This is a genomic window from Mesorhizobium sp. M7A.F.Ca.US.011.01.1.1, assembly GCF_003998295.1.
GTDB lineage: Bacteria > Pseudomonadota > Alphaproteobacteria > Rhizobiales > Rhizobiaceae > Mesorhizobium.
In genome coordinates this window covers 195,127-219,965 of sequence record NZ_RZRT01000001.1, presented here as the reverse complement: position 1 = coordinate 219,965, position 24,839 = coordinate 195,127, and the positions used below count along the sequence as shown (strand labels likewise).

At 62.1% G+C, this 24,839-nt stretch carries 30 protein-coding genes; 15 read left to right on the top strand and 15 right to left on the bottom strand.

Annotated elements, in window-relative coordinates; translation table 11 throughout:
• The first annotated feature begins 9 nt into the window (after positions 1-9).
• Together EOA13_RS01080 and EOA13_RS01075 are read left to right on the top strand one after the other, a co-directional pair.
• Positions 10-489, top strand: a complete 480-nt coding sequence (locus tag EOA13_RS01080) for a DUF3828 domain-containing protein (RefSeq protein ID WP_127288972.1) — start codon at positions 10-12, stop codon at positions 487-489.
• Between the two features lie 4 nt (positions 490-493).
• Complete coding sequence (locus tag EOA13_RS01075; protein WP_127288970.1) at positions 494-1,105, top strand: hypothetical protein; 612 nt, start codon at positions 494-496, stop codon at positions 1,103-1,105.
• Between the two features lie 9 nt (positions 1,106-1,114).
• On the opposite strand, the gene queF is transcribed toward EOA13_RS01075, so the two are convergent.
• Positions 1,115-1,576: a preQ(1) synthase gene (queF, locus tag EOA13_RS01070; protein WP_127288968.1), complete on the bottom strand. Its 462-nt coding sequence runs from the start codon at positions 1,574-1,576 to the stop codon at positions 1,115-1,117.
• A gap of 101 nt (positions 1,577-1,677) precedes the next feature.
• Here queF and EOA13_RS01065 point away from each other — a divergent pair, with 101 nt between their 5' ends.
• Positions 1,678-3,723 carry an NADH:flavin oxidoreductase gene (locus EOA13_RS01065; protein ID WP_127288966.1) on the top strand — a complete coding sequence of 682 codons (2,046 nt, stop codon included), beginning with the start codon at positions 1,678-1,680 and terminating at the stop codon, positions 3,721-3,723.
• 143 nt (positions 3,724-3,866) lie between these two features.
• Here the strand turns inward: EOA13_RS01065 and EOA13_RS01060 are convergent, their stop codons facing one another.
• Positions 3,867-4,274 (bottom strand): hypothetical protein, encoded by a 408-nt coding sequence (locus EOA13_RS01060; RefSeq protein ID WP_127258021.1) that lies wholly within the window; start codon positions 4,272-4,274, stop codon positions 3,867-3,869.
• Between the two features lie 115 nt (positions 4,275-4,389).
• Between EOA13_RS01060 and EOA13_RS01055 the strand changes: the two genes are divergently transcribed.
• The 3 genes from EOA13_RS01055 (at position 4,390) to EOA13_RS01045 (ending at position 5,593) form a co-directional block, all read left to right on the top strand.
• Positions 4,390-4,815, top strand: coding sequence for a MarR family winged helix-turn-helix transcriptional regulator (locus EOA13_RS01055; protein WP_127288964.1), 426 nt, complete (start codon positions 4,390-4,392; stop codon positions 4,813-4,815).
• Positions 4,816-4,892: 77 nt separating this feature from the next.
• Positions 4,893-5,135, top strand: a complete 243-nt coding sequence (locus EOA13_RS01050; protein WP_023813576.1) for a type II toxin-antitoxin system Phd/YefM family antitoxin — start codon at positions 4,893-4,895, stop codon at positions 5,133-5,135.
• Between the two features lie 8 nt (positions 5,136-5,143).
• On the top strand, positions 5,144-5,593 hold the full coding sequence (locus tag EOA13_RS01045) for a type II toxin-antitoxin system VapC family toxin (RefSeq protein WP_127288962.1): 450 nt from the start codon (positions 5,144-5,146) through the stop codon (positions 5,591-5,593).
• Here EOA13_RS01045 and EOA13_RS01040 read toward each other — a convergent pair.
• Together EOA13_RS01040 and EOA13_RS01035 are read right to left on the bottom strand one after the other, a co-directional pair.
• Complete coding sequence (locus EOA13_RS01040) at positions 5,581-6,321, bottom strand: polysaccharide deacetylase family protein (protein ID WP_127288960.1); 741 nt, start codon at positions 6,319-6,321, stop codon at positions 5,581-5,583. The genes EOA13_RS01045 and EOA13_RS01040 overlap by 13 nt on opposite strands.
• A 129-nt stretch (positions 6,322-6,450) precedes the next feature.
• Entirely contained in the window at positions 6,451-8,517 is a 2,067-nt protein-coding gene (locus tag EOA13_RS01035) for an EAL domain-containing protein (RefSeq protein WP_127288958.1), read from the bottom strand.
• A gap of 331 nt (positions 8,518-8,848) precedes the next feature.
• Here EOA13_RS01035 and EOA13_RS01030 point away from each other — a divergent pair, with 331 nt between their 5' ends.
• Both EOA13_RS01030 and tdh read left to right on the top strand, forming a co-directional pair.
• Positions 8,849-10,036, top strand: coding sequence for a glycine C-acetyltransferase (locus EOA13_RS01030; RefSeq protein WP_127288956.1), 1,188 nt, complete (start codon positions 8,849-8,851; stop codon positions 10,034-10,036).
• A 52-nt stretch (positions 10,037-10,088) separates the two neighbouring features.
• Positions 10,089-11,123, top strand: coding sequence for an L-threonine 3-dehydrogenase (gene tdh, locus EOA13_RS01025; protein WP_127288954.1), 1,035 nt, complete (start codon positions 10,089-10,091; stop codon positions 11,121-11,123).
• 8 nt (positions 11,124-11,131) lie between these two features.
• Here tdh and EOA13_RS01020 read toward each other — a convergent pair whose 3' ends face one another.
• Both EOA13_RS01020 and EOA13_RS01015 read right to left on the bottom strand, forming a co-directional pair.
• Entirely contained in the window at positions 11,132-11,638 is a 507-nt protein-coding gene (locus tag EOA13_RS01020; RefSeq protein ID WP_127288952.1) for a DUF2380 domain-containing protein, read from the bottom strand.
• Positions 11,639-11,792: 154 nt separating this feature from the next.
• Entirely contained in the window at positions 11,793-12,230 is a 438-nt protein-coding gene (locus tag EOA13_RS01015; protein WP_127288950.1) for a MarR family transcriptional regulator, read from the bottom strand.
• Between the two features lie 120 nt (positions 12,231-12,350).
• On the opposite strand from EOA13_RS01015, the gene hmgA reads away from it, so the two are divergent.
• From hmgA to EOA13_RS00990, 5 genes are read left to right on the top strand one after another with little or no spacing between them, the layout of a single operon-like run.
• Positions 12,351-13,664 (top strand): homogentisate 1,2-dioxygenase, encoded by a 1,314-nt coding sequence (gene hmgA / locus EOA13_RS01010; RefSeq protein ID WP_127288948.1) that lies wholly within the window; start codon positions 12,351-12,353, stop codon positions 13,662-13,664.
• A gap of 11 nt (positions 13,665-13,675) precedes the next feature.
• Entirely contained in the window at positions 13,676-14,563 is an 888-nt protein-coding gene (locus EOA13_RS01005) for an MBL fold metallo-hydrolase (RefSeq protein WP_164779950.1), read from the top strand.
• Positions 14,560-15,573, top strand: coding sequence for a fumarylacetoacetate hydrolase family protein (locus EOA13_RS01000; protein ID WP_127288944.1), 1,014 nt, complete (start codon positions 14,560-14,562; stop codon positions 15,571-15,573). The genes EOA13_RS01005 and EOA13_RS01000 overlap by 4 nt, the downstream gene beginning before the upstream one ends.
• Before the next feature lie 4 nt (positions 15,574-15,577).
• Positions 15,578-15,865, top strand: coding sequence for a hypothetical protein (locus EOA13_RS00995; protein ID WP_127288942.1), 288 nt, complete (start codon positions 15,578-15,580; stop codon positions 15,863-15,865).
• A 4-nt stretch (positions 15,866-15,869) separates the two neighbouring features.
• Positions 15,870-16,406 carry a DinB family protein gene (locus EOA13_RS00990; protein ID WP_127288940.1) on the top strand — a complete coding sequence of 179 codons (537 nt, stop codon included), beginning with the start codon at positions 15,870-15,872 and terminating at the stop codon, positions 16,404-16,406.
• Positions 16,407-16,425: 19 nt separating this feature from the next.
• Here the strand turns inward: EOA13_RS00990 and EOA13_RS00985 are convergent, their stop codons facing one another.
• From EOA13_RS00985 to hppD, 3 genes are all read right to left on the bottom strand, one after another.
• Positions 16,426-16,803, bottom strand: coding sequence for a type II toxin-antitoxin system VapC family toxin (locus tag EOA13_RS00985; protein ID WP_127288938.1), 378 nt, complete (start codon positions 16,801-16,803; stop codon positions 16,426-16,428).
• The gene (locus EOA13_RS00980) at positions 16,800-17,024 is read right to left on the bottom strand and encodes a type II toxin-antitoxin system prevent-host-death family antitoxin (protein WP_023813589.1); all 225 of its coding nucleotides are present in this window, start codon (positions 17,022-17,024) and stop codon (positions 16,800-16,802) included. The genes EOA13_RS00985 and EOA13_RS00980 overlap by 4 nt, the downstream gene beginning before the upstream one ends.
• A 69-nt stretch (positions 17,025-17,093) precedes the next feature.
• Entirely contained in the window at positions 17,094-18,206 is a 1,113-nt protein-coding gene (gene hppD, locus EOA13_RS00975) for a 4-hydroxyphenylpyruvate dioxygenase (RefSeq protein ID WP_127288936.1), read from the bottom strand.
• A gap of 138 nt (positions 18,207-18,344) precedes the next feature.
• Between hppD and EOA13_RS00970 the strand changes: the two genes are divergently transcribed.
• The gene (locus tag EOA13_RS00970; RefSeq protein WP_013532311.1) at positions 18,345-18,812 is read left to right on the top strand and encodes an Lrp/AsnC family transcriptional regulator; all 468 of its coding nucleotides are present in this window, start codon (positions 18,345-18,347) and stop codon (positions 18,810-18,812) included.
• 12 nt (positions 18,813-18,824) lie between these two features.
• Here EOA13_RS00970 and EOA13_RS00965 read toward each other — a convergent pair whose 3' ends face one another.
• From EOA13_RS00965 to aztA, 4 genes are all read right to left on the bottom strand, one after another.
• On the bottom strand, positions 18,825-19,163 hold the full coding sequence (locus EOA13_RS00965) for a TIGR01244 family sulfur transferase (RefSeq protein ID WP_127288934.1): 339 nt from the start codon (positions 19,161-19,163) through the stop codon (positions 18,825-18,827).
• Between the two features lie 149 nt (positions 19,164-19,312).
• A complete protein-coding gene (gene aztC, locus EOA13_RS00960) occupies positions 19,313-20,254 on the bottom strand; it encodes a zinc ABC transporter substrate-binding protein AztC (RefSeq protein WP_127288932.1) in 942 nt (313 codons plus the stop codon).
• Positions 20,255-20,281: 27 nt separating this feature from the next.
• Positions 20,282-21,157, bottom strand: a complete 876-nt coding sequence (aztB, locus tag EOA13_RS00955) for a zinc ABC transporter permease AztB (RefSeq protein ID WP_127288930.1) — start codon at positions 21,155-21,157, stop codon at positions 20,282-20,284.
• On the bottom strand, positions 21,157-21,966 hold the full coding sequence (gene aztA / locus EOA13_RS00950) for a zinc ABC transporter ATP-binding protein AztA (protein ID WP_127288928.1): 810 nt from the start codon (positions 21,964-21,966) through the stop codon (positions 21,157-21,159). Before aztA ends, aztB begins: the two co-directional genes overlap by 1 nt.
• Before the next feature lie 227 nt (positions 21,967-22,193).
• Between aztA and EOA13_RS00945 the strand changes: the two genes are divergently transcribed.
• Positions 22,194-22,538 (top strand): RidA family protein, encoded by a 345-nt coding sequence (locus tag EOA13_RS00945; protein WP_127288926.1) that lies wholly within the window; start codon positions 22,194-22,196, stop codon positions 22,536-22,538.
• Between the two features lie 140 nt (positions 22,539-22,678).
• On the opposite strand, the gene hutC is transcribed toward EOA13_RS00945, so the two are convergent.
• Together hutC and EOA13_RS00935 are read right to left on the bottom strand one after the other, a co-directional pair.
• Positions 22,679-23,416 (bottom strand): histidine utilization repressor, encoded by a 738-nt coding sequence (gene hutC, locus EOA13_RS00940; RefSeq protein ID WP_127288924.1) that lies wholly within the window; start codon positions 23,414-23,416, stop codon positions 22,679-22,681.
• Complete coding sequence (locus EOA13_RS00935; protein ID WP_127288922.1) at positions 23,413-24,765, bottom strand: formimidoylglutamate deiminase; 1,353 nt, start codon at positions 24,763-24,765, stop codon at positions 23,413-23,415. The genes hutC and EOA13_RS00935 overlap by 4 nt, the downstream gene beginning before the upstream one ends.
• Between the last annotated feature and the right edge of the window lie 74 nt (positions 24,766-24,839).

The window sequence follows — 24,839 nt, the reverse complement described above, 5'->3', positions numbered from 1 at the left end:
AGATTCTGCATGAGACTGACAGTGCTCGTTGCCGCCCTTTCGATAGCCTTGCCGGCCGGCGCCGTCGCCGGACCGGCGTCCGACGCGGTGAAGTTCTTCTATGTCCCGGTGGTCAAGTTCGAGGCCGACGAACAATATCGGGACCGGTTCACCGAACCGGTGACGAAACTGTTCGAGCTGAACGACCAGGCAACGAAGAAGAACCCGGACCAGGTCGCCTGCATCGATTTCGATCCTGGTCTCGACGCCCAGGATTTCGATCAGAAAGCCGTCTCGAAAACGCTGAAACTGTCTGAGAAGCTGGATGGCGACAACGCACAGGTCACGGCATCCTTCAGCCTGTTCTCCGAGGGCGATGATTCCAAACGTGAAATGCTCTGGTCGCTCAAGAAGATCGACGGCAAGTGGAAGATATCGGACATCGCTTCCAAGACCAGCGACTGGACGCTCAGTGCGCTGGAATGCATGGCCGGCCAGACGCCGGAGTGAAGCGATGGCCCATCGCCGGTTCCTGGCGCTGTCGGGTGTGTGCCTGCTGGCGGCTCTGAGCGGCGCCGCCGCGCAAGGCCTGTTGGGTGCGCCGCCGGCGAACGCCCCGGCTGACGCCGCGCCGGGCGACAGCGGGGCACCGCCCGCAAATGCACCCGGAACCGGGGTGGAACCGGCAACGCCGCCGGTTGGATGGTCGCCAGCCGAAGCCGCGCCCGCCGCACCGATCCAGCCGGGCTCGCCGACCGCTGTGGTGCGGCCGTTTTACGATCAGGTCGGGCTGGAGATCGATCCGGCAGAGCGAAGCCATTTCATCGACCCGGCCAAAACCGTGCTCGACAAGAGCGACGCCTTGCGCAAATCCGGGCAGGGCGAGTGCCTCGACCCCAACATGGCGCTCGACAATGCCGATTACGACAAGGCCGAGATCGACAAGAGCCTGAAGACGCTCGAGGCGATCAACGGCGACCAGGCCAAGGTCATCGTCGCCTTCGTCATATCGGGCAACCCGCACCGGCTGGAATGGAAATTCAAGAGGGTCGACGGCGACTGGAAGATATCGGACCTGCTGTCGGTGACCGGCGAATGGGCACTCAGCCAATATCAGTGCGAATGATGGGCGAGCTCAACCCCGCCCGCGATAGGGCGCCACCCCGGTGTCGGGCAGCCAAGCGCCTTCGGGCGGAGCGCCGGTTTGCCAGAATACATCGATCGGAATGCCGCCGCGTGGATACCAATAGCCGCCTATGCGCAACCACAGCGGCTTGGTTGCCGCCACGATGCGGCGGCCGATCATGACGGTGCAGTCTTCATGGAAGGCGCCATGGTTGCGAAACGAGGTCATGAACAGCTTGAGCGACTTCGATTCCACCAGAGCCGCATCGGGTGCGTAGTCGATGACGATATGGGCGAAGTCCGGCTGGCCAGTGACGGGGCACAGCGAGGTGAATTCCGGACAGGTGAAGCGCACGATCGCCGGCGGTCCTTCACCACGCGAAAACGGTACGGTCTCCAGGACCGCTGCTTCGGGGCTTTGTGGCGTCTCGACGTGCGCGCCGAGCTGGGTGAGGGTTTTGGTGTCGATCATGGGCGCAATCCTTGTCGCATGCGCCCGGAGTGCGTGCGGGACGACATGCTTGAAAACGAATTTTGCCGCTCATTAGCACAATTTGAAACCGCAGGAAGACGATGACCAGCAACGATCCGCTTCTCCAGCCCTACCAGCTCAAACACCTGACGCTGAAGAACCGGGTCATGTCGACCAGCCATGAGCCGGCCTATTCCGAGGACGGCATGCCGAAACAGCGCTACCGGCTCTACCATGCCGAGAAGGCCAAGGGCGGCATGGCGCTCACCATGACCGCCGGCTCGGCGATCGTCTCGCGCGACAGCCCGGCCGCTTTCGGCAATCTGCATGTCTATGACGACGGGATCGTGCCGTGGCTGGCCGAGCTCGCCGACGCCTGCCACGAGCACGACTGCAAGGTGATGATCCAGATCACCCATCTCGGCCGCCGTACCGGCTGGAACAAGGCCGACTGGCTACCGGTGCTCTCGGCCTCGCCGGTGCGTGAGCCGGCGCATCGCGCATTCCCGAAGACGATCGAGGACTGGGACATCGAGCGCATCGTCGCGGACTATGCTTCGGCCGCCCAGCGCTGCGAGGCCGCCGGCCTCGACGGCATCGAGTTCGAATCCTACGGCCATCTCATGGACGGCTTCTGGTCGCCGGCCACCAACCATCGCGACGACGAATTCGGCGGCTCGCTGGACAACCGCCTGCGCTTTACCAACATGGTGCTCGATGCCGTGCGGGCAGCCGTCGGCGCCAAATTCGTCGTCGGCATCCGCATGGTCGCCGACGAAGATTTCGAAAAAGGCCTGTCGAAGGCGGAGGGGATTGAAATCGCCAGGCGGCTGGCGGGCTCCGGCAAGGTCGATTTCCTCAACATCATTCGTGGCTCGATCGAGAGCGATGCGGCGCTGACCAAGGTCATCCCGGTAACCGGCATGCGCTCTTCGCCGCATCTCGATTTCGCCGGAGAGGTGAGGGCGGCGACGAAATTTCCGACCTTCCATGCGGCGCGCATATCCGACGTCGCCACCGCACGCCACGCCATCGCCACCGGCAAGCTCGACATGGTCGGCATGACCCGCGCCCATATCGCCGATCCACACATCATCAAAAAGGTGATGGAGGGGCGCGAGCATGAGATCCGCCCGTGCGTGGGCGCCACCTATTGTCTCGACCGCATCTATGAGGGCGGCGAAGCGCTCTGCGTCCACAATGCCGCGACCGGCCGCGAGGCCGAAATCCCGCATATCATCGTCAAGACCGAAGGGCCGAAGCAGAAAATCGTGGTCGTCGGAGCCGGCGCCGGCGGGCTGGAGGTTGCGCGGGTCGCGGCCGAGCGCGGCCACAAGGTGATGGTGCTTGAAGCATCGAGCCAGGCCGGCGGCCAGGTGCGATTGGCGACGCAGAACCCGCGCCGCAAGGAACTGATCGGTATCATCGACTGGCGGCTGGCTGAACTCGACCGGCTCGGCGTCGAGATCCGCTACGACACTTGGGCGGAAAAAGACGATGTCCTGGCGCTGTCGCCCGATGTGGTGGTGGTCGCTACCGGCGGCCTGCCGCAGAACCCGCCGCTGACGGCCGGCGACAACCTTGTCACCTCGAGCTGGGACATCATGGCCGGCAGCGTCAAGCCGGCCGAAAATGTGCTGCTCTATGACGACAATGGCGGCCATCAGGGCATGGGCGCCGCCGAACTGATCGCCAATGCCGGCTCGAAACTCGAGCTTGTATCGCCGGAGCGTTTCTTTGCCCCGGAAATGGGCGGCATGAACCATGTGCCCTATATCAGGGCCTTTCAGGAAAAGGGCGTCACCATCACCATCAACACGCGGCTGCGTTCGGTGCGGCGCGAGGGCAATCAACTGATCGCAGAGCTGGCTTCGGATTTCGCCGATGGCTGGCGCGGCGAGCGCAGGGTCGACCAGGTGGTGGTCGAGCACGGTACGCTGCCGCTCGACGATCTCTACCTATCGCTGAAGCCTCTGTCGAAGAATGGCGGTGCGGTCGACTACGAACGGCTGGTGAGTGGTGGCGACATCTTTCCCAAGCGCAATCCAGAAGGCGGCTTCGTGCTGTTCCGCATCGGCGACGCGGTCGCCTCGCGCAACATCCATGCCGCCATCTATGATGGCATCAGGTTCGGCTTGCGGATCTGAAATTAGCTATCGCGAGGATCGGTGGCGCGCGGCCGGACCTGCGTACGAGAGCCGGTGTACTTCGGTCTGACCGCGCGCCCGCACGTCATTGGCTCGTCGCCAGATAACGTACGATTCTGCGAGCTTGTGCTGCGTGGTGGCGCTCAAAACATTCTGGCGGTGGCCATGCACAGCACGGTCAGCACCAGCAGCCCCCCTGCGATGCGCTCGCCTCTTGTCATCTTCGCGCGCAACTGGCTTTCCGTTGCCGCATCGGCACCGGCAAGCTGCCTGCTGGCTGAGCCCACCAGCGCGCCTTGCACGCCGGCGGCGATCAGGGCGGTCACGATGCCCAGCGCCAGCACCTTCTCCATCGAGCCGAAAACGCCCTCGTGAAAGAAATACCAGAGCAGTATGCCGGTCAGGAAAACCAGACCGGCAGCGCCCATTTGCGGCCGGAAGAACCGTTCCGCCCGGATGTCCGGGTCACGGCCGACCGCGATCGTCGTACCCGCCCAGAATACACCTGCCATGACATGAAGGCCGATAACGACGATGTAGACATATTGCATGACCGGATTTCCTCTTTAGCCCGCCATCTCTCGGTAATTAGATATCAAATGGTTAGATGTCAATGTATAAGTCGCGCCAGTTCCATCCGTGCATGACACCGTCTAGTGTCCTGCAATGACACCCTTCGAACGCCCGCCAGTCGGCATGAATCTCGGACGAACCGCCAAGCTGGTTGCCCAGGCCTTCGACGCTGCCCTGGTCGAGGCCGGTGGCACGCTGCCGGTCTGGCTCACTCTGCTGTCGGTCAAGTCGAGCAAGCTTGCCAATCAGCGTGAGCTCGCCGGCATGATCGGCATCCAGGGCGCGACGTTGACCCACCATCTCAACGCGATGGAGGCGCAGGGCCTGCTGACGCGCCGCCGCGATCCCGTCAACCGCCGAGTTCATCTGGTAGAATTGACCGAGGCCGGAGAAGCGATGTTCGAGACGTTACGAAAGGCCGCGTTGTCTTTTGACAAGCGGCTGCGGGTCGGACTGTCCGACGAGCGGCTGGCGGAGTTCGCGCAGGTGCTGGCCGTGTTGCGGGCGAATGTGGGATGATCTTGGTGGGATCGACGGGCCTTGTTTGATCCGAGTTGCTCTGCTATATGACCACTCTAGTCATTTTGGAGCAAGCTATGCGCGAGATTCAGTTGAAGGATGCCAAGGCAACACTTTCAGCGGTGGTCGATCAAGCCGTCGCCGGGACGCCTGCCGTCATCACTCGTCACGGGCGCAAGCAGGCTGTCATTCTGTCTTTCGAAGACTATGAAAGGCTCTCGCGCGTGCCAAGTTTTGGACAATTGTTGGCGGCCTTCCCTGGTGACCTTGGCGATATTCCGCCTCGTTCCCGCAAACCGGCTCGCAAGGTCGCGTTGTAACGCGGTCGATGTTTCTGCTGGATACCAATATCATCTCGGCAATGGCGCCGTCCAAGAAAGCGGATCGGCATGCATTGGCGACTTGGCTCGACCAGGCGAGCAACCATCTGTTCCTGTCCGTTGTCACCGCATCCGAAGTTGCCGCTGGAATAGCGAAGGCCGAACGTGAGGGTGTGACAACAAAGGCGAACTCGCTGCGCGGCTGGTGGCAAGCGGTTCAGCACCTTTATGGAGAAAGAGTGCTTCCCTTCGATTTGCGCGCCGCGCATGCTGCGGGACTAATCCTGGATCGGGCGAGGGCGCACCGGCCTGGATTTGAAGACATAGCGATCGCTGCCACAGCCGAGGTCCATGGTTTAACGATACTGACGGACAACGAGCGTCATTTCGCGCCACTTGGTGTGCCAATGCTCAATCCGCTGAAGAGCTTGCCGTCTTTGCCGGCTCAGTCGTCGTAGCCCTGGATTGTCCCAAAAGTGTAATGGCGCAGCTTCAGAGCGGTGATCAGGTTGGTCAGCTTCGTCTTGCCGTCGAACGCGTTCTGGAACATCTCGTCATGCATCAGCAGGATCAGCTTGCCGGGTTTGACGAAGCGGCCATAGCCGAACAGGTGATCGATCTCGCTGACCAGATGATCGACGCTCTGCACCGGCTCGCCATTGTCCTTGTGGACCCATTCATGGTCCCAGCCGTAGAGATAGAAGCCTGAGGCCGCGACAAACTCGTAATCGGGCTCTTCACGCCCCTCCTGGGCGAGGCCAAGCGAAGTGTCGTTCTTCGACATGGAGGGCAGCCTGAACACGTCGCGCCCCGGCAGTCTTGCATGCACCACGGGCTTCAAGCCGAGCACCGCATTCGCCCTTACCATGTCGGCGACGACACCCTCGGTGTCGCCGTAGAAATGCCGGTAGTGATTGTAGGCATGGCTGTAGCTGTGGTTGCCGAGCGTCACCAGGGGAAGCTGCCTGGCGCGCTGGACGAGCGCTCTGTTGGCGGCGCTAGCCTGTGCGTGCATGCCGACCATGAATAGGGTTGCAGGAACCTGCTCGGCTTCCAGCACATCGAGGATGTTGCTTGTGCCGTTCAGCGGCCCATCGTCGAAGGTAAGATAGATTATGCGATCGGCCCCTTGGGCGGGAACCGCAAAAATCAAAAGGGCCGCCAGCACAAACCGAAACGGTGTCATCAGCCCCGATATCCGGTTGCGATCACGACAAGGCCGCCATGTCCACAACGGCTTGTCAAGGCGAGCCGGTGCATGTCGCCCAAAAGTGCGCAGCGGTTTTGGGCGACATGCACAAACAAAAAGGCAAACCTATGCCAGGCTTCCTTGCAGCACCGTCAGCTTGGCCTTCTTGGGCATGCGGGCGGTCAGCCATTCCAGCGCCTTGTCGTGCGGCATCGGGAAGGCGATGGAGTAGCCCTGCACCTGGTCGCAGCCGATCGCCATCAGCGAATTGAGCTCGGCCTCGGTTTCGGCGCCCTCTGCGACGATCGAGATGCCAAGGCCACGCGCCAGCTCGGTGATGGCGCGGACGATCTTCGAGTTGTCGCCATTCTCATGGATGTTCTGGACGAAGCGGCGATCGATCTTCAGCCGGTCGATCTCGTTCGGGTTGACATGGCTGAGCGAAGCATAGCCGGTGCCGAAATCATCGAGTTCAAGATGGACGCCGGCTGCCCGGATGTGCCGCAGCTTGGCCGCGATGCCCGTCTTTTCGTCGTCGAGGATGACGGATTCGACGATTTCCAGCGACAGTTTCTGCGGCGGCAGCCCGGCCTTTTCCAGCGTCTCGAACAAGAACGCATCGAAGTCGTGCTCGCGCAGCTCGGTGCCGGAAACATTGACGGCAAGCCGTCCGAAGGCAATGCCGGCGCGATTCCATTCGGCGGCCTCGTTGATCGCCTTGGTGATGACGATGCGGCCGATCTCGGGCATGAAGCCGCATTTCTCGGCGACCGGAATGAACTCGCCGGGCGGGATCATGCCGCGCTCCGCATGGTTCCAGCGCACCAGCGCCTCGATGCCGCTGATCGTGCCGTTGGTCAGCGAGACCTGCGGCTGGAAATAGACTTGGAACGCCCGCTCCACGATGGCGACCTTGATGTCGTGCTCGAGCTGCTTGCGATAGTCGAGTTCGCGGCGCAGCTCCTCGGAGAAGAAGGAGAAATTGCCGCCGCCAAGCTTCTTGGCGGAGTAAAGCGCCAGATCGGCGTGGACCAGCAAATCCCCAGCATTGTCGGCGTCGATCGGATAGACCGCGATGCCGGCGCTGGCGCCTGGGAGAATGGTCGTGCCCTGGAAGACGATCGGCTCGTTGATGTGTGCCAGGATGCGCCGCGCCAGCATATTGATGTCTTCGGTGCCGCCGGCGCCGCCGAGGATCATGACGAACTCGTCGCCTCCCAGGCGCACGCACAGATCCGACGCCCGGCAGGAATCGCGCATGCGCTGTGCCGTGACGACCAGCACATAGTCGCCGGCGGCGTGGCCGAGCGTATCGTTGATCTGCTTGAATCGGTCGAGATCGAGCTGGACGACGGCAAGGCGTTCGCGACGCCGGTGCGTGCCCTTGATCAGCGTGTCGAAATGATCGGTCAGGAACGTGCGGTTGTGCAGGCCGGTGAGGCCGTCATGCACCGCGATGAAGGCCATGGAATTGCGCGCGTCGATCAATTCATGCGTCTTGCGCAGGATGGCGTTCGACATCGGCCTGAAGATGAACAGCGCCACCAGTATGATGACGCCGATTGTGGCGTAGAACAGCGTGCGATGGAGAGCGAGCAGCTTCTCGGAGCGGTCGTCGGCGTCGGCAGTGATGCGCTGGCCGAGCGCGGCGTAGCCCGACAAGGTCGCATTGGCGACAGAGGCGTCGAGATTGACGCGTTCGCCGCCGCCCTTGTAACCGCCATTGCCGCTGAATTGCGATTCATAGGCCGAGATCAGGCGGTCGCCATTGGCGATCAGCCCGACCGAGAAATAGTCGAGGTGGAAGGGCTTGGCGAAAAGGACGCTTTCGATCGACTTCAGGTCAAGCTTGGCCGGCGATTGCGGATCGGCTCCCGTCTGATCGAGCAGCAGGTCGTAGTTCGTCTCGAACTCCGCCGTTGCCTGCTTGAGCGCGCTGACCAGCGCCGGTTGCTTGTCGCGTGAACCGGCACCCGTTGCGCTGGCAAGGAAGACGATGCGCTGCGACAGCGTCTTTTGCGTGCTGACGATGTCGAGCAAGGTGTGGTTGTGCTGCTGGGTGGCCATCATCTGCTGCAGCAGGATGAAGGAAGCTATCACCATGGCCGCAATGATCAGCAGGGCCAGCCAATAGCCAGCCTTGATCAGCAGTATGAGCTTGCCTGAAACGGTTTGCACCGGCTGCTGCGACATTTTCGGGGGCGGCCCTCTCGCCTACGGATTCTTGCCTAAAGATTCTTGTATGAGCACCATTGAACTGCAAACGTTAACAGGACCGGAAATCGACGGCTGCCCGGCGAGGGGCGGCTGTCGAAAGATCGCGAAATGGTTATCGGCTCGTTTAGCGCCATACCGGCATTTGAGCGGTCATCGGCCAGAACCCTTTGTCGTGGTGTCGTTCCTGGGCCGCATGATGATCGACACCGGGGCCGCATCGTGCTGCTTGCCACCGGTCCGGTCGTTTTTGCGATGGATTTTTCGCGCGGACGAGACGACAGTCAGCCCACATCAAACGAGGCCGACCATGACCGCAGCATTCCTCTCCCACATCGACAGCGAGCTCGCGGGGCTCAAATCGGCAGGCCTCTACAAGTCGGAGCGGGTGATCACTTCGACGCAGTCGGCCGAGATCGAGGTCGGCGGCGACAAGGTGCTGAATTTCTGTGCCAACAACTATCTCGGCCTCGCCGACAGCGCCGACTTGCGTGCGGCGGCCAGCCAGGCGCTCGACCGCTATGGCTACGGCATGGCATCGGTGCGCTTCATCTGCGGCACGCAAGAGGAGCACAAGCAGCTCGAGGCGACGATTTCATCCTTCCTCGGCCTGGAAGACACCATCCTCTACGGCTCTTGCTTCGACGCCAATGGCGGCCTGTTCGAGACGTTGCTCGGTGAGGACGACGCGATCATTTCCGATGCGCTGAACCACGCCTCGATCATCGACGGCGTGCGGCTGTCGAAGGCCAAACGCTTCCGCTACGCCAACAACGACATGGCCGATCTCGAGGCGCGCCTGAAGGAAGCCAAGGACTGCCGCTTCCGGCTGATCGCCACCGATGGGGTGTTTTCGATGGATGGCATCATCGCCAATCTCCGGGGTGTCTGCGATCTCGCCGAGCAATACGACGCCATGGTGATGGTCGACGACAGCCATGCCGTCGGCTTCGTCGGCCAGAACGGCCGCGGCTCGGCCGAGCATTGCGGCGTCGAGGGCAGGGTCGATATCATCACCGGGACGCTCGGCAAGGCACTCGGCGGCGCGTCGGGCGGTTATACATCAGGCAAGAGCCAGGTGGTCGACTGGCTGCGCCAGCGCTCACGGCCCTATCTCTTCTCCAACACGCTGATGCCGGCGATCGCCGGCGCTTCGATCAAAGTGTTCGAACTGATCAAAGACGGCGATGGGCTGCGCGACAAACTCTACGACAATGCGGCGCACTTCCGGTCGCAGATGGGCAAACTCGGCTTCACGCTGGCCGGAGCCGATCATCCGATCATCCCGGTGATGCTGGGTGATGCCAGCCTGGCGCAGGAGATGGCGGCGCGCATGCTGAAGCGCGGCATCTATGTCATCGGCTTCTCCTTCCCGGTGGTGCCGAAAGGGCAAGCCCGCATCCGCACGCAGATGTCGGCGGCCCATTCCAGCGCCGATATCGACCGCGCGGTGGAAGCGTTTGCCGCCGTCGGGCGCGAACTCGGCGTCATTTCCTGACAGGCCAGAATCGAAAAGCGATTCCGGATCAAGAGATTCAAGGGACAAAAGCATGTCGAACATGATGAAGGCGCTGGTGAAGGCCAAGGCCGAACCGGGCATCTGGATGGAAGAGGTGCCGGTGCCGGAAATCGGCCCCAACGACGTGCTGATCAAGATCAAGAAGACGGCGATCTGCGGCACCGACGTGCATATCTACAATTGGGACCAGTGGGCGCAGAAGACGGTGCCGGTTCCGATGGTGACTGGTCACGAATTCGTCGGCACCGTTGCCGATTTCGGCACCGCGGTCACCGAATACAAGGTCGGCCAGCGTGTGTCGGGCGAAGGCCACATCGTTTGCGGTCATTGCCGCAACTGCCGCGCTGGGCGAGGGCATCTCTGCCGCAACACGCTCGGTGTCGGCGTCAACCGTCCCGGCGCTTTCGGCGAGTATCTGGCAATCCCGCAGCACAATGTCGTGCCGATCCCCGACGATGTGCCGGACGAGATCGCCGCCATCTTCGATCCCCTGGGCAATGCCGTCCACACGGCACTGTCCTTCGATCTGGTCGGCGAGGATGTGCTTGTCACCGGCGCGGGGCCGATCGGCATCATGGGCGCGCTCGTCGCGCAATGCGTCGGCGCGCGCAAAGTGGTCATCACCGACATCAACCCGGTGCGGCTGGCGCTGGCCAAGAAACTCGGCGTCCAGCATGTCGTCGACGCCTCGAAGGAAAAGCTGCGCGACGTCATGCCGGTGCTCGGCATGACCGAGGGGTTCGACGTCGGCCTCGAAATGTCGGGCGCTGCCCCCGCTTTCCGCGATATGATCGACACCATGAACAATGGCGGCAAGATCGCCATTCTGGGCATCGCGCCGACCGGCTTCGAGATCGACTGGAACAAGGTCATCTTCAAGATGCTGCATCTCAAGGGCATCTATGGCCGCGAGATGTTCGAAACCTGGTACAAGATGATCGCGCTTGTGCAGGGCCCGCTGGATGTCTCCGGCCTCATCACGCACCGCATCGGCATCGACGACTTTCAAGCCGGCTTCGATGCGATGCGCAGCGGCAGTTCCGGCAAGGTGGTGATGGACTGGTAGATGCCGCCCTACCGCAGGATTCTGTTTTTCATCAGCCATTTCACGGAGCGGGGCCACGCGTAGTTCGCACCCATGCGAAGATCAGTAAACCCCTCCGAAACATGTCTCCCGGTTTCGGCGTCAAGGATGCGAATGAACATAGTATGTTCTGTTCGGTTGACGCGCGTTACGACGCCAAGCAAGGCAAGCGACGCGCCGTGCTCCTTGGCAATAGGGCCTTCACAACCAGCGCAGTTGCGCAATCCGTGCGGCGCAGCAGCCTGTGTATCCCTCGCCGGCACATCAATTACTGTAAAACGCCCAGACTGGGAGAGCATGTCCCTCGCAACTTGTGCCGATTCCGACAGATAGCGCCTGTCATATTCATCCGGGGGAATTATTCCTGCCCCGGCGCTCTTATCCTCCAATTCGAAAGGGAACACTTCGATCGACATCGGCTTTGTCTGCTGGGCCTGCGCAAATGTGCAGGTGCCTACAAGCAGCATCACCAGGACACTTAATGTGCGAATGCTCATCGTAGTCCTCCCGTCGGCGTGATGGGCATTATACGCGGCCTGACAACGCAAATCACGATCAAATCGAAGGCAATGCTATGCTTTGGCTGTGGTGGGAGCTCCCACGCAGTCTCGCTCGAACTCTGTCGTTCAGAGTGGTTGGCTTGATCTTGGACTAGCTCGGGACCAGACTGGTCTCCAATGCAGCCAGTCCGCTCGTGATCGCCGCGCGCTCTTCAGCACTTAGTCTTGCCAGCAAATCCCGCTCGAACGCCTTTGCCAGCGGCACCATCTCGCGATAGGCGGCAAGCCCCGTTCCGGTCAGCGTCAGATGTTCGATACGGCGGTCTTTTTCGTCCGGTTTTCGCGTCAGCCAGCGACGCCGTTCGAGCTCGGCGACAGCGCGCGAAACCTTTGTCTTGTGCATGGCCGACTGCTCGCCCAGCGCCGTCGCCGTCATCGTGCCGTGCTGTCCGAGCCCGGCCAGCGTGCGCCATTCGGGACGCGTGAGGCCGTGACGCTCCTTGTATATCCTCGAGAATTCCCGGCTGATGGCCTCGGCAAGCCGGTGGAGCCGGTAGGGCAGGAAGGTTTCCAGTTCAAGGATTTCCATGGTTCCGTACCGGCTAGGCGTCAGAGAATTGATAGTTACATTTTAGATGGTTACAAATGAAACCAGTTTGGTCAATATCGGAGCGCGCTAGGACGCACTGATTGGATCAGGGAGGAAGCGATGGCCTTTTCCTACATGCCGGGTTTCGGCAACGACTTCGAAACCGAGACGCTGCCCGGTTCGCTGCCGCAAGGACGCAACTCCCCGCAGCGGCCGGCCTACGGCCTCTACGCGGAGCAGCTTTCGGGCTCGCCCTTCACCGCCCCGCGCGGCACCAATGAGCGCTCATGGCTCTACCGCATCAGGCCGAGCGTCAAGCACACTGGCCGCTTCAAGCCTGCGAGCTATCCCTTATGGAAGAGCGCGCCCAATGTCGGCGACCATGAACTGGCGCTTGGCCAATACCGCTGGAATCCGGTGCCGATGCCGAAGGAGCCGACCGACTTTATCAAGGGCATGCGCAGCATCACCACGTCAGGCGACGTGCTCGGGCAAACCGGCATGGCGGCACATGTCTATGTCGCCAACAGCTCGATGGCGGACGATCATTTCTTCAATGCCGACGGCGAGTTGCTGGTCGTGCCGCAGGTCGGCGCCTTGCGCTTCGTCACCGAGATGGGCGTCATAGAGCTTCGGCCCGGCGAGATCGCCGTGCTGCCACGCGGTCTGGTCTTCAAGGTCGAGCTGGTCGACAAGGAAGTGCGCGGCTATGTCTGCGAAAACTACGGTGCCAAGCTGACGCTGCCCGACCGTGGCCCGATCGGCGCCAATTGCCTGGCCAATCCGCGCGATTTCAAGACGCCTTGTGCCTGGTTCGAGGAGAAGGAAACGCCTTGCCGGCTGACGGTGAAATGGTGCGGCAATTTCCATGTCACCGAGATCGGTCATTCGCCGCTCGACGTCGTTGCCTGGCACGGCAACTACGCGCCCTACAAATATGATCTGGCGACCTTTTCGCCGGTCGGAGCGCTGCTGTTCGACCATCCCGACCCGTCCATCTTCACGGTGCTGACCGCACCGAGCGGCGAGGAGGGCACGGCCAATATCGACTTCGTCATCTTCCCGCCGCGCTGGCTGGTGGCCGAAGATACCTTCCGGCCGCCCTGGTACCACCGCAACATCATGAGCGAGTTCATGGGCCTGATCCATGGCCAGTACGACGCCAAGGAAGAAGGCTTTGTGCCCGGCGGCATCAGCCTGCACAATCTGATGCTGGCCCATGGGCCGGATGCGCCTGGCTTCGAAAAGGCCTCGCGCGCGGACCTGAAACCGGTCAAGCTCGACAACACCATGGCGTTCATGTTCGAGACCCGATTTCCGCAGATGCTGACCCGCTACGGCGCCGAACTCGAAACCCGGCAGGACAATTACATCGACTGCTGGGCGGATCTGAAGAAGCGTTTCAACGGCACGCCCGAGGGCGACTGGTCTTGAGCACCGAGCCAATGCCGGATCGGTTGGTGCTTTTGGGCTCGAAGGGTGGCCCGGCATTGCGGCCGGGTGGTCCATGGCCGAGCTCGTCGGTGCTGCAGATGGGCGGCCGCTGCATCGTCGTCGATTGCGGCCTTGGCGTCACGCGGGGTCTCGTCGATGCCGGCATCAGCCTGAAATCGCTCGACCTGATCTTCATCACGCATCTGCATTCCGATCACGTGCTGGAGCTAGGGCCGCTGATCCACACCGCCTGGACGGCGGGTCTGGCGACCCCGATCCACGTGTTCGGTCCGCCCGGCACGGATCATTACTGGCAGCGCTTTTGCCAGGCGATGGAGTTCGATATCAAAATCCGCATCGTCGACGAGGGCCGGCCGGATATTCGAGACCTGGTTTCGATCGTCGAATTCGGCGAAGGCCAGGTGCTCGAGCAGGGCGGCTTGACGGTTTCGGCGCTGCGCGTCGAGCATCCGCCGGTGACCGACTGTTTTGCCCTGCGCTTTAAACACGGCGGGAAAAGCGTGGTGTTCTCCGCTGACACGGCCTTCTATCCGCCGCTCGCCGAGTTCGCCCGGAGTGCGGATATCCTCGTCCACGAAGCCATGCTGGAGGAAGGCATCGAGCGGCTGGTGGCCAGGACCGGCAATGGCGCGCGGCTGAAAGGCCACCTGCTCGCCAGCCACAGCTTTGCCGAAGAGGCCGGCAGCATCGCCAGCGATGCCGGCGTCAAGAGACTGGTGCTCAATCATCTCATTCCGGCCGACGATCCCGGGATCGGGGAGGCCGATTGGACTGCCGCTGTCAGGAAAACATGGGCCGGCGACTTGACGATCGCCCGCGACGGCCTTGTTGTGGGCCTAAGCAGCGGGAAAGCTGCACAAGGAGAGGAAATCGCATGAAGCTTGCCACATTGAAGGACGGGACGCGCGACGGAAAACTCGTCGTCGTCTCGCGCGACCTGACACGCTTCACCGACGCCTCGTTCCTGGTGCGCACGCTGCAGGCGGCGCTCGACGACTGGCGCCGCATCGCCCCGCATCTCGCGACAATAGCGGAATCGCTTGAGAACAATGCGGTGCCGGCGGAGCGCTTCCACGAGCATGACGCCCATTCGCCGCTGCCGCGCGCCTATCAATGGGCCGACGGCTCGGCTTACGTGAACCATGTCGAGCTGGTGCGCAAAGCGCGCGGCGCCGAGATGCCGGCGAGCTTCTGGACCGACCCGCTGATCTACCAGGGCGGCTCGGACGCCTTCATTCCGCCACGTGACCCGATCCGCATGGCTGACGAAGGCTTCGGCATCGACATGGAAGGCGAGGTCGCCGTCATTGTCGACGACGTGCCGATAGGCGCCAGTCTCGAAGAAGCAAGGGCAGCGATCCGGCTGGTGATGCTGGTCAATGACGTCACGCTGCGCGCGCTCACCGGACCGGAACTGGCCAAAGGTTTCGGTTTTTTCCAGTCAAAGCCGTCCTCGGCGTTTTCGCCGGTCGCGGTGACGCCGGACGAACTGGGTGACGCCTGGGACGGCGGCAAGGTCAGCCTGCCGCTGCTCGCCGATCTCAACGGCAAGCCGTTCGGCCGCGCCAATGCCGGTGTCGACATGACCTTCGACTTTCCGGCGCTGATCGTTCACGCGGCAAGGACACGGCCATTAGCCGCCGGCACGATCATCGGTTCCGGCACCGTCTCCAACAAGCTCGACGGCGGGCCGGGCAAGCCTGTCTCGGCCGGCGGCGCCGGCTATTCCTGCATCGCCGAATTGCGCATGATCGAGACCATTGTGTCAGGCGAACCCAAAACGCCGTTCCTGCGCTTCGGCGACACGGTGCGCATCGAGATGAAGGACAAGACCGGGCATTCGATATTCGGCGCCATCGAGCAGAAGGTCGAGAAATACGAGAGGTAAGGGCATGACCGGGGTCTATCTGCTGGCCGGTGTCTGGGCACTCGCTATGCTGGCGGTCTTCATCCAGGCGATCCGGCTGAGTTACCGCATCGAGGCGCGCTCGCCCGACCTGACCAACCGCGGCGGCTTTCCGCGCAAGGCGATGATGTTCCACACCATCACCAACATGAAAGTCGCGCGGGATGAGGAGACGCAAGCCATGCGGCGACGCATGAACGGGCTGCTGCTGATCGTTCTTGCCGGATTCGCGATCATGGGGGCAGGCTTGCATCTGGTGCGGGCAGGGGGATGATCTCGTGAACCTGCTCGACCATCTGCGCCGTATGGCCGGCAACAATCTGTGGTCGAACGACCGGCTCTACCGCGCGGTGCTGTCGCTCCAGCCAGGTGAGTTCGAGGCCGAACGCACCAGCTTCTTTCCGTCGATCAAGGCAACGCTCAACCACATCCTTGCGGTCGATCTTCTCTATCTCGATTTTCTCGAAGAGGGTGGTCTCGGTGCTGCCGCCCATGACGACTTCGTGCCCCTCGACGAGCCGGCGGCGTTGTTTGCCGCGCAGGTCGCAGCCGACCGGCGGCTGATCGCCTTTTGCGATAGGCTGTCGGCCGACGATCTCGATCGCCGCGTCATCACCGACCGGCGCGAGGACGGCATGATCCCCGAGCGCATCGGCGATATCCTCGCCCATGTCTTTCTGCACGACATCCATCACCGCGGCCAGGTGCACGCAATGCTTTCGGGCACGTCGGTCAAGCCGCCGCAATTGGATGAATTTCTGCTCTGTTATGATGCGAAGCTGAGGGAGAGAGAGGTCGAGCGGTTGGGTTTGTGAGAGCGACTTGTCTCGCTAATCATCCCAGAGCGACATCATAACGGGCAAAACACGGGTCGGATGTAAGGATTGCTAGGTTCTCCATTTGCGCCTGCGCGATCAGCAGTCTGTCGAATGGATCACCATGATGGTGGGGTAGGCTGCTGACGGCGTTCGCATGCTGCAAAGTGACGGCAAGTGTCTGAAATTGCATTCTGGGAAGCAGCGTTGGCAGATCGTCCGGCGCGTTGAGTTTTCCGATTGAGCGTTTGATGGCAATTTCCCAGACGCTTGCCGCGCTCGCGAACACCACCGCTTCCGAAGCCAAGATAGCGCGGTGGTGCTGGCTGAGACGTGGATCGTCTGAAATCGACCACAGGATGATATGCGTGTCGGCGAGAAACGGGCCGACCGTCATTTCACGTACTCGTCCCATTCGGGACCGAGTTCATCAAAATCGTCCGCAATCCAAATCTTGCCCTTCAAGGCGCCAATACGCGGCAGTGGTTCGGCCGCTGCCGGCGGTACGATGCGCGCGGCCACCTTGCCGTGGCGTGTGAGAACGATCTCCTCGCCGGCTTCCGCGCGGCTGACGAGTTCCGACAACTTGGCCTTGGCCTCGGCGATGGAAACATTCATAGCGCGATCCTTATGACCATAATTTAGGTCATAATTGGTCGCGCCGCAAGAAGCCCGGTTCGAATCTACCTACTCCGCAGCCTGAACCTTGATCACCCCGCGCTTGATCTGGTCCTGCTCGATGGATTCGAACAGCGCGCGGAAGTTGCCCTCGCCAAAACCTTCGTCGCCCTTGCGCTGGATGAACTCGAAAAAGATCGGGCCGATCACGGTCTTCGAAAAGATCTGCAGCAGGATCTTGGTCGTGCCGCCGTCGACGACGCCTTCGCCGTCGATCAGGATACCGTGCTTCTTCATCCGCTCGATCGGTTCGTCATGGCCATTCACGCGGTCATACGACATGTCGTAGTAGGTCTCCGGAGGGCCGGGCATGAACTTCAGGCCGTTCTCGGCCAACCTGTCGGTGGCGGCGTAGATCTCGTCGGTGCCGACAGCGATGTGCTGAATGCCCTCGCCATTGTACTTCTTCAGGTATTCGGCGATCTGGCTAGTCTCGTCCTTGGACTCGTTCAGCGGAATGCGAATCTTGCCGCAGGGCGAGGTGATGGCGCGGCTGACCAGGCCGGTGATCTTGCCGTCGATGTCGAAGAAATGGATCTGCTTGAAGCCGAACAGATTGCGGTAGAAATCCCACCATTTGTCCATATGGCCGCGATAGACATTGTGGGTCAGGTGATCGAGATAGTAGAAGCCGACGCCTTCCGGCCGTGGGTCGCGAGTGCCCAGCCATTCGAACTCGGCATTATAGGCCGAACCCTTCTTGCCGTAGGTCTCGATGAAATAGAGCAGCGAGCCGCCAATGCCGATGATTGCCGGCACGTCGAGCGCCTTGTCGGCGCCTTCGTAAGGCGTGGCTCCCTTGGCAACCGCGTGATCGAAAGCGTGCTTGGCATCGACCACCCGCCAGGCCATAGAGGCAGCACAGGGGCCGTGCTTGTCGACGAATTTCATTGCATGCGAGCCGGGTTCGGCATTGACGACATAGTTGATGTCACCCTGGCGCCAGACCGTGATGTCCTTGGTGCGGTGCTTGGCCACCGCGACATAGCCCATGCGGCTGAACAATTCGGCGAGCTTCTGCGGCTCCGAATGCGCGAATTCGACAAACTCGAAGCCGTCGGTGCCGGCCGGGTTGTCCTTGCTGATCTTGGCGGGCGGGGCGTCGTGCGGGAAGGGACCCATCATATTCCTCCGAAAGCTGGCCTGGCCTGAAAAGACCATTTGACACGATCATAACGCGGAGGAGGCGCACGGTGCTTGCATTCAAACGCTTGAAATGATGATGTCATGCGTGAAGCGTGCACGATGTGAGGAAAAACCATGGATGAAGCGCGCATTGATCAGTTCGACCGCAAGATAATGGCGCTGTTGCAGGGTGATGCGCGGCTGACCAACAATGATCTTTCGGAGCGGGTGAACCTGTCGGCGTCGCAATGCTCGCGCCGCCGCCAGCGGCTGGAGGAGGATGGCTTCATCAGAGGCTATCGTGCCGTTCTCGACCGCGACAAGCTCGGTTTTTCCCTGGTCAACGTCATTTCGGTCACGCTCGCCACGCACAACCGCGACAATGCGCGGCGCTTCGGCGAGCTGGTGGCGCGGCTGCCTGAGGTGCAGGAAGCGCACGCGCTGACCGGTGAGATGGATTACATCCTGAAAGTGGTGACGCCCGACCTGAAATCGCTGTCTGAATTCGTCAACGGCGTGCTGCTGCCGCATGAATCGGTGCAGCATGTGAAGACGGCGATCGTGCTGGAAACGCTCAAGGAAACCGGCGCGTTGCCCATCTAAATCTTGGGCGGATCAATCCTTCGACTGTTGGATCAGCCCATAGAGATTGGTGCAGCGGGCGCCGGAGCGGCAATAGGCGAAGACCGGGCCGTCGAGTTCGTCGAGCGCTTCGGCCTGATCCTCGACATTCTCGGCGGTGATCTGTCCGCTGATCACCGGAATGTAGCGGAAAGCGAGCCCTGCGGCTTCGACCGCCGCCTTGACGGTGTCGGCAGAAGGCTGGCCGGGCTGTTCGTCATCGGGCCGGTTGCAGATGACGCTCTTGAAGCCGGCTTCCTTGATGGCGGCGACGTCCTCAGGCTGGATCTGGCCTGAAACCGAATAGTCCTCGCTGATTTCACGGTATTCCATGGCGGCATCCTCGCAAACTGTCAGGCGGCAGTCTTGCCACTCCCCGACATGGGCGGCAATCCATACCGAAGGAATTCTCTGCCAAATAGACACTGCGTGCCGGAAAATCCAACCGGGCCGATGCGGCCCGGCTGGACAATCCTTCATACTCAGCTGCCGAGAATGGCGCCTTTGATCTGACGGATGTTGTTGTGCATCATGTCGATATAGGTCGCGGCCGAGCCGTCGGGCTGCGACAGCGCATCCGAATAGAGCGTGCCGCCGACCTTGATGCCGGTTTCGCTGGCGATCTGTTCGATCAGGCGCGGGTTGGTGATGTTCTCGACGAAGATCGCAGCCGCCTTGTCCTGCTTCACCTGATTGACCAGTTTGGCGACGTCTGCGGCGGATGGCTCGGAGTCGGTCGAGATGCCTTGCGGGGCGAGGAAGGTCAGGCCGTATGCGTGTTCGAAATAGCCGAAGGCGTCATGCGAGGTGATGACGACGCGCTTGCTCTCCGGGATCGAGGCAATCGCAGTTTTCACTTCACCTTCGACCGCGTCGAGCTTCTTCGTGTAGGCGGCGGCATTGGTCTGGTAGCTGACGCAGCCTTCCGCATCCGCCGCGCAGAAAGCATCGGCGATGTTCTTCACGTAGATCCTGGCATTGGCGATCGACTGGAAGGCGTGCGGATCGGTGACCGTCTTGCCGCCGCCGGTGCCGGCGCCTTCGGCTGCATCGGCATCGGCGAATTCAGGCTTGAAATCGATCGGCGTCACGCCCTTGGTCAAGGTGATGATCGAGGCCTTGGTGGCGCTGGCATCGACCAGCCGCTGCAGAAACCCTTCGAAATGCAGGCCGTTGACCAGCACGATGTCGGCCTTGGCCATGGCCACAGCATCGGCCGGGCTCGGCTCGTAGACATGGGCGTCGCCATCCGGCCCGACGATGGTGGTGACGTCGATGCGGTCGCCGCCGACATTTTTGGCGAAATCGGCAATGACGGTGAAGCTGGCGACCACTTTCAGCGGTGCCGCCAAGGCCGACGATGCGCCAAAGGCGGTTAATGTTATAACGCTCATCGCTAGGGCGGCGTGGATCGATTTCAGCATAGACGGGTCTCCTTCTAGGGGCGGGGATCAGGCCGTTCTGTGACGGTGATGGATGATGCGCGCGCGCAGAATGCCGCGCGTGCCAAACAGGATCGAGGCGAAATAGACGACGCCGGCCGACAGGATGATGGCCGGGCCGGACGGCAGCGACGCGTGATAGGACAAAAGCAGCCCGGCGATGCAGGACGAAAAGCCGATCAGCACCGCCAGCACGCACATCGGCTCGACGCGAACTGTCCAGAAGCGGGCGGCTGCGGCCGGCAGCATCATCAGCCCAACCGACAGAAGCGTGCCGAGTGCCTGGAAGCCGCCGACAAGGTTGAGCACGACAAGGCCGAGGAAGATGAAATGCACCGGACTGCCGAGCCGACTGACCGAGCGCAGGAACAGCGGGTCGAGGCATTCGGCGACCAGCGCCCGCCAGAAGATGGCGAGGCTGACCAGCGTCACCGCGACGATGCCGCCGATCAGCGTCAGCGCCTCATCGTTGAGCGCCAGCACGGTGCCGAACAGCACATGCATGAGATCGACGCTGGAACCGCGGATCGACACCATCAGCACGCCGATGGCGAGCGAAATCAGATAGAAAGCCGCCATCGAGGCGTCCTCGCGCTGGATGGTGAAGCGCGAGACGGCGCCGGCGCCGAGCGCGACGATGACGCCGGCGATCAGGCCGCCGATGGTCATCGGCAGGATCTCCAAGCCATAGAACAGGAAGCCGGCGGCCGCACCGGGCAGGATGGCGTGCGCCATGGCGTCGCCCGACAGGCTCATCCGCCGCAGCATCAGGAAGACGCCGATAGGGCAGGCGCCGAGCGACAGCATCAGCGAACCGATCAAAGCCCGCTGCATGAAGCCGAAATCGGCGAAGGGCGCGATGACAAGACCGTAAAGCATGTCCATCAGGCAGCCCTCGGTCCGACGCCGTGTTGATGGTCATGGTGATCGTGGCCATGGTGATCGTGACCATGAGCGTCCTCGCCCGGCTCGCACCAGGGCGCATTTTCTTCCCAGGCTTCGTGGAAGCGGCGGGCGCGCAACAGGTTATCAGGCTTCAGCGTTTCCCGGGTTTCGCCCCAGGCGATCGGCTGGCGGGCGAGAAGCAGCGTTTCGGGGAAATTCTGCCGCACCAGATCGAGATCGTGGACGACGACCATGATGGTGCGTTCCTCGCCATGCCAGTGCTTGATCAGCGCAATGAGGTCGCCGACCGTCTTGGCGTCGACGGCATTGAAGGGTTCGTCGAGCAGGATGAGGTCGGCGTCCTGCAACAGGACACGCGCAAACAGCGTGCGCTGCAACTGGCCGCCCGACAGCGTGTCGATCGGCCGCTTCTCGAAACCGCCGAGGCCAACCGCCATCAGCGCCTTGCTGACGTCCTCGCGATCTTGCTTTGTATAGCGGCCTAGCAGGCCGCGCCGTGGCCACAGGCCGAGCGAAACCAGATCCACCACCCGCGCCGGAAAGCTCCGGTCGAGTTCCGACTGTTGCGGCAGATAGGCGGCGCGCACGCCGGGCGCGCGGATGACCTCGCCGGCCATCGGCTTCAGGACGCCGACAATGCCTTTCATCAGCGTCGATTTGCCTGAGCCATTGGCGCCGACCACAGCGGTCAGCGAGCCCTTGCGGATGGTGCCGTCGAGATGATGGATCGCCGGATGGCTGCCGTAGCCAAGCGTCAGGTCGCGGAATGTCAGGCAGGTATTTGTCATTCTGCGATCCGTAGGCGGCGAAATCCGGCTGCTGGCAGCGGCCGACTGGATATGTGATGTTATTACATTAGTCAACAAGCCAATCCGGCGGAATTGCGGCCGCAGGGTCAACTTGCCGTGTTTGCACATCCATATGCCGTTGGCCCAAGGGGATTCGACCTGACGATCTTGCCCGAAGCCGGTCGCGACTCTAAAGAAGCGCAACCGCCACAGGAAGGAACCATCCAATGAGCATTCGTCGCATCGATGTTGGCCCGCGCATGAGCCAGATCGTCATCCATGGCAATACCGTCTATCTGGCTGGTCAGGTCGGCCAGCCAACCGGCAACGTCGCTTCGCAGACCAGGGACATCCTGGCGGCCATCGACGACCTGCTGGCCAAGGCCGGTTCCGACAAGACCAAGATACTGCAGGCGATCATCTGGCTGGCCGACATGAGCACCTTTGCGGAGATGAACGCGGAGTGGGACAAGTGGGTGCCGCAGGGCAACACGCCGGCCCGCGCCACCGGCGAAGCAAAGCTCGCCACCCCGGAATATCTGGTCGAGATCATTATTACCGCCGCGATCTGAGTTTTTCACCCTCCCCCTTGTGGGGAGGGTCGCTGCGAAGCAGCGGGGTGGGGGCGGCGCCGCACCCCCACCCCGTTTCGCCACATTGCTTCGCAATGCCGGCTCGCTGAGCCTCCCACAAGGGGGAGGGTGAAGAAAGACTACCCTTGCGGCCTGAACCTTGCCACCAGCGTGTGGCTCTCGGCCGCGTAGGTAAAGCGCACATGGGTGACCGGATGTTCGGCGCTCCATGTCCGTCGCTCTACCACCAGGCATGGCGCGCCGGCTTCGATGTCAAGTGAGGCCGCTATATGCCTGTCGGCGGCGACAGCGCGAATCCGGTGCTCGGCTTCGCTCCACGGCACGCGGCCGATCAGCCATGGCCCTGGCGCTATGGCCAGGAATTCCTCATCGGCTGCTTCAGGCACGGCGGTGAGGTTGATCAGCCGCTGCTCATGCGCGAACGGCCGCTCGCCGGCGAAATGCCCGCATTCCAGCGCCAGAACCGGTCCGGCCAAGCCCAATTCCAGCGAGGCGCGGTCCCCGGCGCTGCTGCGCCTTTTGTGTCGCATCACGCGCTCGTAGCGATAGGGCAGACCGAGCGCTTCGACCTCGATGCGGATATCATGGATTTCCAGCACCGCCGCTTGCGACTGCGGCCGGCGCACAAAGCTGCCTGAGCGGCGGCGGCGTTCGATCAGCCCGGCCTTGGCAAGCTGTGACAGCGCCTTGTTCACCGTCATGCGCGAGCAATTGTATTGCACGCTCAATTCGTGCTCGAACGGGATGCGATGGCCGGGCGCCCAGGCCCCGGACGTGATCTTCTCGCTAATGTCGGTCAGGATGCGCTGGTGCAGCGAGCCGCCGCCTTCCGCTTCCACTGTGCCGGCCATGCTCATGCCGAAAGCGCCCTCATGACGTTGCGAAAACGCTCAGCAATGGCCTCTCGCTTCGCATGCCTGCCGCCGCTGACCTGTTTGAGCCCATGCACCCAGACGCAGTCGACCTTGCTGCCATTGGCGAAGATCCAGGCGTCGAGAATTGCGTCGCCGGTCTTGCCGGCCAGCGAGGGATTTTTGGGATCGAGCGAGACGAGATCGGCCGAGGCGCCGGCGGCGATCGCGGAAGCACCGGCGCCAAGCGCGACGCTGCCGCCGTCGAGTGCGGCGTCGAACAGCGCGCGGCCGGTCGAGCCGCCGGCGACCGCCAGCACATTGCGGGCGCGGTGGGCGAGGCGCTGCGAATATTCGAGCTGGCGCAACTCGTCGGGGAGGCCGATGAGCACGTTGGAATCGGAGCCGACGCCATAGCGGCCGCCATGTTCCCTGAACAGTGGCGCGGCAAAAGTGCCGTCACCGAGATTGGCCTCGGTGATCGGGCACAGGCCGGCGATGGCGCCGCTCCTGGCCATACCAACGGTTTCCGCATCGGTCATGTGCGTGGCGTGGATCAGGCACCAGCGCTTGTCGACCTTGGCATGGCCAAGCAGAAACTCCACCGGCCGCGCGCCGGACCAGGCAAGGCAATCCTCGACCTCTTTCACCTGCTCGGCAATGTGGATGTGGATAGGCCCATCCGGCGCTAGGGCAGTCACTTCAATCAGTTCTTCCGGTGTCGCGGCGCGCAAACTGTGCGGAGCGACGCCGACGACAGCCTGACTCAGTGCACGAACCGATTCGCGGCATTTCTCAACAAGCCGCGAGAACCGATTCACATCGTTGATGAATCGCCGCTGGCCTTCGTTTGGCACGGCACCGCCGAAAGACGAGTGCGCATAAAACACCGGCAGCAGCGTCAGGCCGATACCCGTCTCATTGGCCGCGGCCACGATGCGTTCGGCCATCTCGGCGAGGTTGGCATAGGGTTTTCCATCGCGGTCGTGATGCAGATAGTGAAATTCGCCGACGCGGGAAAAACCGGCCTCCAGCATCTCGACATAGAGCTGCGCTGCAACCGCCTCGACCTGATCGGGTGTCATCGACAGGGCAAAACGGTACATCACCTCTCGCCAGCTCCAGAAACTGTCGGCGGAGGGGCCGCGAAGCTCGGCAAGGCCGGCCATGCCGCGCTGGAAGGCGTGGCTGTGCAAATTGGGCATGCCGGGCAACAGGATCGCGTGGCGTTCGTCGTCGGCTGTCGCAGGGGCACCAGGCTGAACGGCTGTAATGCGTCCCTCGGCCAGGGTGATCCGCACATTATCGCGCCAGCCATTGGGAAGGAGCGCCTGTTCCGCAAAGATCGCTGCCACTTTTCTCTCCGGTTCTCTGTCTCTCATGCGATGATGGCACTTGCAGTGCGTTTCGATATGTATATACATAATCG

Coding starts and splice junctions, on each gene's coding strand:
- EOA13_RS01060 (WP_127258021.1), bottom strand. CDS start 4,274: ATGCAATATGTCTACATCGTCGTTATCGGCCTTCATGTCATGGCAGGT.
- hutC (WP_127288924.1), bottom strand. CDS start 23,416: ATGAGCATGGCCGGCACAGTGGAAGCGGAAGGCGGCGGCTCGCTGCAC.
- hppD (WP_127288936.1), bottom strand. CDS start 18,206: ATGGGTCCCTTCCCGCACGACGCCCCGCCCGCCAAGATCAGCAAGGAC.
- EOA13_RS00970 (WP_013532311.1), top strand. CDS start 18,345: ATGGATGAAGCGCGCATTGATCAGTTCGACCGCAAGATAATGGCGCTG.
- EOA13_RS01005 (WP_164779950.1), top strand. CDS start 13,676: ATGCCGGATCGGTTGGTGCTTTTGGGCTCGAAGGGTGGCCCGGCATTG.
- EOA13_RS01000 (WP_127288944.1), top strand. CDS start 14,560: ATGAAGCTTGCCACATTGAAGGACGGGACGCGCGACGGAAAACTCGTC.
- EOA13_RS01020 (WP_127288952.1), bottom strand. CDS start 11,638: ATGAGCATTCGCACATTAAGTGTCCTGGTGATGCTGCTTGTAGGCACC.
- aztB (WP_127288930.1), bottom strand. CDS start 21,157: ATGGACATGCTTTACGGTCTTGTCATCGCGCCCTTCGCCGATTTCGGC.
- EOA13_RS01030 (WP_127288956.1), top strand. CDS start 8,849: ATGACCGCAGCATTCCTCTCCCACATCGACAGCGAGCTCGCGGGGCTC.
- EOA13_RS00985 (WP_127288938.1), bottom strand. CDS start 16,803: ATGACGGTCGGCCCGTTTCTCGCCGACACGCATATCATCCTGTGGTCG.
- EOA13_RS01045 (WP_127288962.1), top strand. CDS start 5,144: ATGTTTCTGCTGGATACCAATATCATCTCGGCAATGGCGCCGTCCAAG.
- EOA13_RS00980 (WP_023813589.1), bottom strand. CDS start 17,024: ATGAATGTTTCCATCGCCGAGGCCAAGGCCAAGTTGTCGGAACTCGTC.
- EOA13_RS01065 (WP_127288966.1), top strand. CDS start 1,678: ATGACCAGCAACGATCCGCTTCTCCAGCCCTACCAGCTCAAACACCTG.
- hmgA (WP_127288948.1), top strand. CDS start 12,351: ATGGCCTTTTCCTACATGCCGGGTTTCGGCAACGACTTCGAAACCGAG.
- EOA13_RS01050 (WP_023813576.1), top strand. CDS start 4,893: ATGCGCGAGATTCAGTTGAAGGATGCCAAGGCAACACTTTCAGCGGTG.
- tdh (WP_127288954.1), top strand. CDS start 10,089: ATGTCGAACATGATGAAGGCGCTGGTGAAGGCCAAGGCCGAACCGGGC.
- EOA13_RS00945 (WP_127288926.1), top strand. CDS start 22,194: ATGAGCATTCGTCGCATCGATGTTGGCCCGCGCATGAGCCAGATCGTC.
- EOA13_RS01035 (WP_127288958.1), bottom strand. CDS start 8,517: ATGTCGCAGCAGCCGGTGCAAACCGTTTCAGGCAAGCTCATACTGCTG.
- EOA13_RS00965 (WP_127288934.1), bottom strand. CDS start 19,163: ATGGAATACCGTGAAATCAGCGAGGACTATTCGGTTTCAGGCCAGATC.
- EOA13_RS01055 (WP_127288964.1), top strand. CDS start 4,390: ATGACACCCTTCGAACGCCCGCCAGTCGGCATGAATCTCGGACGAACC.
- aztA (WP_127288928.1), bottom strand. CDS start 21,966: ATGACAAATACCTGCCTGACATTCCGCGACCTGACGCTTGGCTACGGC.
- EOA13_RS01015 (WP_127288950.1), bottom strand. CDS start 12,230: ATGGAAATCCTTGAACTGGAAACCTTCCTGCCCTACCGGCTCCACCGG.
- EOA13_RS01075 (WP_127288970.1), top strand. CDS start 494: ATGGCCCATCGCCGGTTCCTGGCGCTGTCGGGTGTGTGCCTGCTGGCG.
- EOA13_RS00995 (WP_127288942.1), top strand. CDS start 15,578: ATGACCGGGGTCTATCTGCTGGCCGGTGTCTGGGCACTCGCTATGCTG.
- aztC (WP_127288932.1), bottom strand. CDS start 20,254: ATGCTGAAATCGATCCACGCCGCCCTAGCGATGAGCGTTATAACATTA.
- EOA13_RS01040 (WP_127288960.1), bottom strand. CDS start 6,321: ATGACACCGTTTCGGTTTGTGCTGGCGGCCCTTTTGATTTTTGCGGTT.
- EOA13_RS01080 (WP_127288972.1), top strand. CDS start 10: ATGAGACTGACAGTGCTCGTTGCCGCCCTTTCGATAGCCTTGCCGGCC.
- queF (WP_127288968.1), bottom strand. CDS start 1,576: ATGATCGACACCAAAACCCTCACCCAGCTCGGCGCGCACGTCGAGACG.